Source organism: Oceanisphaera sp. W20_SRM_FM3 (genome assembly GCF_052119705.1).
Taxonomy (GTDB): domain Bacteria; phylum Pseudomonadota; class Gammaproteobacteria; order Enterobacterales; family Aeromonadaceae; genus Oceanimonas.
In genome coordinates this window covers 23,155-31,231 of record NZ_JBGQOP010000030.1, presented here as the reverse complement: position 1 = coordinate 31,231, position 8,077 = coordinate 23,155, and the positions used below count along the sequence as shown (strand labels likewise).

At 53.7% G+C, this 8,077-nt stretch carries 7 protein-coding genes; 5 read left to right on the top strand and 2 right to left on the bottom strand.

The annotated features are described in order from the left end of the window. Positions 1-148: 148 nt before the first annotated feature. Both ACEN2G_RS13245 and queG read right to left on the bottom strand, forming a co-directional pair. On the bottom strand, positions 149-439 hold the full coding sequence (locus ACEN2G_RS13245; protein WP_442022310.1) for a hypothetical protein: 291 nt from the start codon (positions 437-439) through the stop codon (positions 149-151). Positions 440-539: 100 nt separating this feature from the next. Beyond that, positions 540-1,691 (bottom strand): tRNA epoxyqueuosine(34) reductase QueG, encoded by a 1,152-nt coding sequence (gene queG / locus ACEN2G_RS13240; protein WP_442022308.1) that lies wholly within the window; start codon positions 1,689-1,691, stop codon positions 540-542. Between the two features lie 74 nt (positions 1,692-1,765). Between queG and ACEN2G_RS13235 the strand changes: the two genes are divergently transcribed. The 5 genes from ACEN2G_RS13235 to miaA are packed head-to-tail and all read left to right on the top strand — an operon-like array spanning position 1,766 to position 8,016. Continuing rightward, positions 1,766-3,346 (top strand): NAD(P)H-hydrate dehydratase, encoded by a 1,581-nt coding sequence (locus ACEN2G_RS13235; protein ID WP_442022306.1) that lies wholly within the window; start codon positions 1,766-1,768, stop codon positions 3,344-3,346. Next, positions 3,309-3,776 (top strand): tRNA (adenosine(37)-N6)-threonylcarbamoyltransferase complex ATPase subunit type 1 TsaE, encoded by a 468-nt coding sequence (tsaE, locus tag ACEN2G_RS13230; RefSeq protein ID WP_442022304.1) that lies wholly within the window; start codon positions 3,309-3,311, stop codon positions 3,774-3,776. The genes ACEN2G_RS13235 and tsaE overlap by 38 nt, the downstream gene beginning before the upstream one ends. After that, positions 3,773-5,131, top strand: a complete 1,359-nt coding sequence (locus tag ACEN2G_RS13225; protein WP_442022302.1) for an N-acetylmuramoyl-L-alanine amidase — start codon at positions 3,773-3,775, stop codon at positions 5,129-5,131. Before tsaE ends, ACEN2G_RS13225 begins: the two co-directional genes overlap by 4 nt. Before the next feature lies 1 nt (position 5,132). Further along, on the top strand, positions 5,133-7,088 hold the full coding sequence (gene mutL / locus ACEN2G_RS13220) for a DNA mismatch repair endonuclease MutL (protein WP_442022300.1): 1,956 nt from the start codon (positions 5,133-5,135) through the stop codon (positions 7,086-7,088). Then, positions 7,078-8,016, top strand: a complete 939-nt coding sequence (miaA, locus tag ACEN2G_RS13215) for a tRNA (adenosine(37)-N6)-dimethylallyltransferase MiaA (RefSeq protein WP_442022298.1) — start codon at positions 7,078-7,080, stop codon at positions 8,014-8,016. The genes mutL and miaA overlap by 11 nt, the downstream gene beginning before the upstream one ends. The last annotated feature ends 61 nt before the right edge of the window (positions 8,017-8,077 follow it).

Here is an 8,077-nt window from a genome sequence, read left to right as displayed (position 1 = left end):
CGGGAATAGCTCAGTGGTAGAGCACAACCTTGCCAAGGTTGGGGTCGCGAGTTCGAATCTCGTTTCCCGCTCCAAATATAAAAAAACCGACCTTAGGGTCGGTTTTTTTATGGCTGTTTTTCAGAAAAATATTCTGCGCTATTTTAGGTTAAGGCGTCACTGTGCTTTCTAACTCTGTCTTTGCTGTATCAGCATAGCCTTCAGGGTTATCGGGATGGCGCTTGGCATAATCTAACCAGGCCAAGCCCACTAGGCTAATACGCTTAGCCGCATCCACATCAATGGCGATGTCTGCTTTGTATAAGGCAAAGTCGATCAGCTCTTCAGTATTGGTGAGTGCCACTCGTAACTGCTCATTGTTATTAATCAGCTGACCGTAATGGGCCATGTAGTCACACAATAAGGTATACAGAGTGCGGCGCTCTAAATGAAAAGACATCTGCTCACTCCTCTCGTTTCAGCTCTTAATTGAAACCTTTAGCTCAAGCATAGAAGAGAAAACCGTGTCGTTGCTCAGCACATTTGAGCGTGGGGATGAGTTATTTGAGCTCTGTAAAACGCGCATGGCTGGGCATGCCTTTGTCGACGGCGCGGATCAAGCGCTCCGTTTTGCGGCCTACTTTGGCCAAGCCTATCATTTGTTGCTCTAAGGCCCACTCTATGTGCTCTAGCACCATATCATCGACTCCCTCTTGTTGCCGCTTTTGTTCGAGGGCTAAGATAATGCTTGGGCTCACGGGCGCGTTGCCCAGTGCCACGGCAATATTACGCAACCAACGGCGATGGCCAATACGGCGAATGGGGCTGCCTTCGGTTTGCTTAAGAAAGTAATCCTCATCCCAATCGAATAAGGCCAGTAACTCAGGCGCATGCAGATTATCGCGGGCGGCAAAGTCCGGCTCTTGGCTGGCTTTGGTAAACTTATTCCAAGGGCAGATTAGCTGGCAGTCGTCACAGCCATAAATGCGATTACCCATTAACGGGCGCAGCTCCAGCGGTATGGGGCCATCTTGTTCTATGGTGAGATAAGAAATACAGCGCCGCGCGTCCACCACATAAGGCTCGACTATGGCGCCGGTGGGGCAGGCGGTAATGCAGGCCACGCACTTGCCACAGCCTTCTTCTGTTAAGGGAGCATCCATAGGCAGCGGTAAATTGATCAGTAATTCACCGAGAAAGAAAAATGAGCCTTGCTGATGATTAATGAGCAAGGAGTGCTTACCCACCCAGCCCAATCCTGCATTTTTGGCCAAGGGGCGCTCTAATATGGGGGCCGAATCAACGAAGGGGCGGGCCATTAATTCGGCTGCTGCTTGCTCGATGCGATCGGACAATTTCTTTAAGCGTTGGCGCATCAGCTTATGATAATCGCGACCCAGTGCATAACGGCTGATATAGCCAAGCTGAGGGTTACTTAATACATGGGCAATGGCGGCTTGTTCGGGCAGATAATTCATGCGCACCGAAATCACCCGCAGTGTGCCCGGCAGCAGCTCATGAGGGCGGGCACGCATCATGCCATGGCGCGCCATATATTCCATGTCGCCGTGATAGCCCTTAGCCAGCCAATCGGCAAGTGTAGGTTCATGCTCAGTTAAGTCGGTATCGGTAATGCCCACTTGGCTAAAGCCCAGCTCTGCGGCCCACAGCTTGATGTCGTTGGCTAACGTCTCAAAATCTGGGGTGGTCATAGCTTGCTGTTGCCTTTCATAAACTTGCGCTGGCTGGTCATAAACTCGGTCTGGCTTATCATAAATAGGGAAAGATGATGGAAATTATGAGTCTGGAAAAGTCCCACAGTCTAACACAATCCCTGTGGCGCTCGGAGCAGATCCGCATCTTAGAACGCCAAGCGGCGATGGCTGCGGGTATCAGCTTGTTTGAGCTGATGGCGCGCGCCGGCGCTGCGGTATTCGAGCAGGCACAACTTACTTGGCCAAACACATCTTGTTGGTGGATCTTTACCGGCGGCGGCAATAATGCCGGTGATGGTTATATAGTGGCACGGTTGGCACTGAGCGCCGGTATCTCGGTGCGTGTGATACAAGTTGGTGATGCGGCGCGGTTAAGCGGCGATGCGGCTAGCGCGCGTGATACCTATCTGGCACAGGGCGGCTTGATCGGCTCCTTGGTAGAGATAGAGCAGCAAACTCACGCTCAGCCCAAGCCGGATTTAATTATCGATGCCTTATTAGGTACCGGCTTAACTGGCACCGTGCGTTCTGATTTTGCGCGCCATGTTCACTTTATCAATCAAGCTCAGGCTCCCGTGTTGGCCATAGACGTGCCCTCGGGGTTGTGCGCCGACACCGGCCAGATTTTAACGATAGCCGTGCAGGCTGAACTCACGGTATGCATGATTGGCTTAAAATTTGGCTTAGTGACTGGCCGTGGCCCCGATGTGGTGGGGCGTTTAGTATTAGCAAATTTAGGTATAGAGCTTGGCACTGTGCAGCAGCCAGTCGCGAGCCTGATGCAGTGGCCGCATATGCGGGGCTTATTGCCCAAACGCCGCGTGGGCGCCCATAAAGGCGAAGCGGGGCGGCTGTTAGTGATTGGCGGTCATCTCGGTATGGGTGGTGCCATTCGGCTGGCAGGCGAGGCGGCGTTGCGCTGTGGTGCTGGTTTGGTGCGCTTGCTCAGTCATCCCGATCATCAAGCGAGCTTGAATTTGACGCGCCCTGAGTTGATGACGGCCAGCTTTTCTGATGTTAACGGCTCTTGTTTTAATGACGCTGACTGGGCCTCTACCTTAGTGCTAGGGCCCGGGCTTGGCCGTGATGATTGGTCTGAGGCGTTATTTAATGCCGCTATGCAGTCCAATAAGCCCATGGTGATAGATGCAGATGGACTGTGGTTTTTAAGTAAAGGGTGGTTAGTTAACCATCCATCTTTGGCGGCGTCTCGGCCTTGGATATTAACGCCTCATAGTGGGGAAGCGGCGCGCTTATTGGGCTGCACAGTTGCCAACATTGAGGCGGACAGGCTGGCCGCGGTACGCGCTATACAGCAACAATATGGCGGTGTTGTGATATTAAAAGGCGCCGGCAGTTTGATTGCGGATGAGTGCCATGTCAGATTATGTCATTATGGCAATAATGGCATGGCCTCAGGTGGGATGGGCGATGTGTTATCTGGTATCATAGGCGCCCTTATGGCTCAAGGTTTAACGCCCTTTAATGCGGCTTCTTTAGGCGTTTGCTTGCACGCACTCGCCGCTGATGTGGCGGCAAGCCAAGGTAGGCTTGGCATGCTGGCCGCGGATTTATTTTTACCATTGAGACAGCTGATTAATCAAGATGATGAATATGACGACACACACGCTACAACTGCCCCTGGCGGATGAAGAGCAGACGCTGGCGCTAGGCGCTAAGCTGGCGCTGTCTTTTAGTCAAGCCTCGGTTATTTTTTTGCACGGTGATCTTGGTGCGGGTAAAACCACGCTCAGTCGTGGCGTGATCCAAGCGCTGGGCCATACCGGTAAGGTAAAAAGTCCCACCTATACGCTAGTGGAGCCCTATCAAGTGGCGGGCTGGCAGGTATATCACTTTGATTTATATCGTTTAGCCGATCCAGAAGAGCTGGAGTTTATGGGCATTCGTGATTATTTTACACCCGATAGCGTGTGCTTAGTGGAATGGCCAGAGCGTGGCCATGGCCTATTGCCCGCGCCAGATCTTGAAATTACGCTGCGCTACGAGGGACTGGCACGTCTGGCGTTGCTGTCCGCTCATACGCCGGTTGGCGTGGCGTTATTGGAGAAACTATCTGCATGAGAGCGCTACTGATATTACTCTGTTTTTTTGCCAGCACCTGCGCTTGGGCAAATCAGTTACAAAGCATTCGCATCTGGCCCTCGCCAGACAATACCCGCGTGGTGCTCGACGTGAGCTCAACCCCGGGCTACGAGTATTTTACGCTGCAAAACCCGCACCGTTTGGTGGTGGATCTGAAGCAGACTCAAAACAGCTTTAACTTTGCGTCATTGCAGAATAAAAGCCCCTTGATCACCCGTATCCGCGACAGCAAGCCCGAGGTACCCGGGCACTATCGGTTGGTGTTTGAGCTAAAAAGCTCGGTTAAACCTGTGGTGTTTCCACTAACGCCGGCCGGTGACTATGGCCATCGCTTGGTGATTGATTTGCCATATGCCAGAGTCCCTCAAGGGCAATCCCACGCGCAGACGCCGCCTGCCGTGCTCCCTCAGCCACAGCAAGGGGGGCGCAATGTGGCACCTACCGGCCAAAAGCAAGTGGTGATCGCCATTGATGCGGGTCACGGCGGCGAAGATCCCGGTGCCATAGGGCCGAAGAAAAACCGTGAAAAGCACATTACTTTGGCCATCTCACGACGTTTGGCAGATTTGATCAATAAAGAGCCGGGTATGCGCGCCGTAATGACCCGTACCGGTGATTATTTTGTAAACCTCAACCAAAGATCTGAGATTGCGCGCCGCGGACGTGCCGACTTGTTGCTGTCTATTCATGCGGATAGCGTGGCCAATAGCGGCCCGCGTGGCGCTTCTGTATGGGTGCTGTCGTCGAATCGTGCCAATCGCGAAATGGCTGGCTGGTTAGAGAAGCAAGAACGCCAATCTGAGTTGTTGGGCGGCGTGGGCGAGGTGATTTCTCAAACCGATGGTAATCCGTATTTAACGCGCACCTTCCTCGACTTGTCGATGGATAAGTCTCGCGCCGACAGTTATGCCATCAGTGAGCATATTTTAAGTGCCATGGGCAAGGTGGTGCGCTTGCACAAGGCCAAGCCCGAGCATGCCAGCCTAGCGGTGTTGAAATCCCCGGATATTCCCTCCTTGTTAATCGAAGCGGGCTTTATCTCTAATCCAGAAGAAGAGCGGCTGTTATTAACCGCCGGGCACCAGCAGAAGGTGGCGCAAGCGGTGTTTAATGGCGTTAAATCCTATTACCGACAAAATCCGCCCAGCGGCACCATGATGGCCAATCAATCTCAGCCTAAGGGCTCGGCACAAAAGCATACGGTGCGCAGCGGTGAAAGCTTATCGCTGATCGCCCAGCGCTATGGGGTGAGCATGAGCCGTTTGAAAGGGCATAACGGCATGCAGTCTGACACGGTACGCATCGGGCAAGTATTGAATATTCCGGGGAGCTGAGATGGCGATTCGGATCCTGCCGGCGCGCCTTGCCAACCAAATTTCCGCCGGTGAAGTGGTCGAGCGACCCGCCTCTGTGGTGAAAGAGCTGATTGAAAATAGCTTGGACGCGGGTGCGACGCGCATCGAGGTGGACATCGATAAGGGCGGCGCTAAGCTAATTCGTATTCGCGATAATGGCGCCGGCATCAATAAAGAGGAGCTGGCGCTGGCGCTGTCGCGCCATGCCACCTCTAAAGTCAGCACCTTGGAAGATCTTGAATGCATCATGAGCCTGGGCTTTCGCGGTGAAGCGCTGGCCTCGATTAGCTCTGTTTCTCGGCTCACCCTGACCTCAAAAACGGCCGAGCAAAACGAGGCTTGGCAGGCTATGGCCGAAGGGCGAGATATGGAGGTGAAGCTAATACCTGCCTCGCACCCCACAGGCACCACGCTGGAAGTCAGCGACTTATTTTTTAATACTCCCGCCCGGCGCAAGTTTATGCGCACCGAAAAAACCGAATTTACCCATATTGATGAGCTGATACGCCGCATGGCGCTTAGTCGTTTCGACGTGGACTGGGTGTTACGCCATAACGGTAAGCAAGTGCGCCAATATCGCGCCGCACGACTGCCCTCTCAACAAGACAAACGGCTAGCGGCCATTTGTGGTACCCCCTTTATGCAAGCAGCAATTAAAGTCGACTGTGAGCAGCATGGTTTGCGTTTATGGGGTTGGTTGGTGGCGCCAGAAGGGGCGAGAAGTCAGCCTGATGTGCAATATACTTATGTGAATGGGCGCATGATGCGCGACAAGTTGCTTAATCATGCGGTGCGCCAAGCTTACGGCGAACGTTTAGCGACAGACAGCCACGGCGCCTTCGTCTTGTATTTGGAGCTGGACGCCAGCGAGGTGGATGTGAACGTGCATCCGGCGAAACACGAGGTGCGTTTTCACCAAGCGCGCTTAGTGCATGACTTTATTTATCAAGTGTTGGCCCAAGCCCTGGAGCAGGCGCCAAGCCTGCTGGCAGAGCCGGTTGCCACCCTGGATCCTGCGGTGTGTGTGACGGCAACTAAGGCCATCAATCCCGATTATGGTCCCCGAGTCGATACGACTCAGGCAAGCCACATCAAGGATGCTGCTGAGCCGTTACGCTATCAAGCGCCGCGCCATGGCTATGGTGGTGCGGCACGCGAAGGCTCGGCCCGGGAGAGCGCGCCCAGCAATATCAGTCGCAGCGCTTGGGCTGGCATAGATGGTTTGTTAACGACCTTATCTGCATCAACTCAGTCTGCGCCAACTCACTCTGCACCAACTCACTCTGCGCCAACTCACTCTGCACACGCCCTGTCAGCATCCGCCTTATCAGCACCGACTGAGCTATCTGCGCCACCTATTTCTACTCAGCCGCTTAATAGTGAACATAGCTTGGCGCTGCAATTGGTGAAAGAGCAGGCGTTAGTGGTCTGGCATCAGGGGCAATTGTGGTTATGCGAGCTGAATTACGCACGCGCCTATCTGGACGGTCGCGCCTTGCTGGCGGTGTGGGAGCAAGGATTGACGCCACAACCTCTGTTATTGCCAATCCGCATCAGCCTAAATACGCAACAGCAGCAAGCCGTGAGTGAGCATCAAGCGCAATTGCAAAAGTTAGGCTTGGAGTTGAAAACTGGCAGCGGAGACACCATTATTCTCACTCGCGTGCCTCAGCCTTTGCGTCACGCAGATTTAGCGCGCTTGTTTCCTGAGTTATTAAACCAGTTGCAGCAATCGCGGGCCCCGAGCGCGCTTTGTCAGTGGCTTTGCGCGCCTGCTCATACCAAAGCCCGCCGTTGGTCGATGGCGGAGGCGCAGGCCTTGTGGCAACAACTGCAAGTGGAGTTGGCTTTGGATGCCACAAACGCCGCCATGCGCACTTTTTTGCAGCCGTTAGCGGTCGAGCAACAATTAGATAGGTGGAATCATGAGCAATAAGCCACTCGCCATATTTTTAATGGGCCCCACGGCGTCCGGTAAAACCGGTTTGGCTATGGAGTTATGTCGGCACTTGCCCTGTGAGCTGATCAGCGTCGACTCGGCGCTGGTGTATAAAGACATGAATATTGGCACCGCTAAGCCGACAGCCGAGGAACAAGACCAGGCACCGCATCGTTTAATTGATCTAATTGACCCTCTTGAGGCTTATTCGGCGGCGGACTTTAGGAATGACGCCTTGGCGGCCATGGCGGAGATCACCGCAAGGGGGCGTATTCCGCTGTTAGTGGGCGGCACCATGTTGTATTTCAAAGCCTTACTCGAAGGGCTATCACCCTTGCCCGCCGCAAACCCTGAAATCCGCACCGAACTTGAAGCACAAGCCCAACTACACGGCTGGGAGGCGCTGCACCGTGAATTAGCCGAAATAGACCCGGTGGCGGCGGCGCGTATTCATCCTAATGATCCGCAGCGCATATCGCGAGCATTAGAGGTTTTTCGCATTTCCGGTCGCACACTAACAGAATTAACCCAGCATAAGGGTGATCCCTTACCTTACAAAGTGTTACAGTTTGCCATTGCACCTGATGACCGCGCAGAGCTGCATGCCCGTATTAATGCCCGTTTTCTCCAAATGCTCGACGCAGGTTTTGAGCAAGAGGTGCAAGCGCTTTACGACAGGGGCGATTTGCACCCCGGCTTGCCGTCTATTCGCTGTGTGGGCTATCGGCAAATGTGGGATTACCTTGGCAATGTTGTCGGCTATGATGAAATGGTGGCGCGCGGCCAAGCCGCAACCCGTCAGCTCGCTAAGCGCCAACTGACGTGGCTCAGAAGCTGGCCAGAGGTGCGTTGGTTAGATACTCACAGTCAAACCTTGGTGGAGGATGTGCTAGCCGAGATCAGCGCCGCAAATAACGACCAATAACGCGATAGATAACGACCAATAACAATAGACAACAATAACAATACTCATAACGATAAGGACA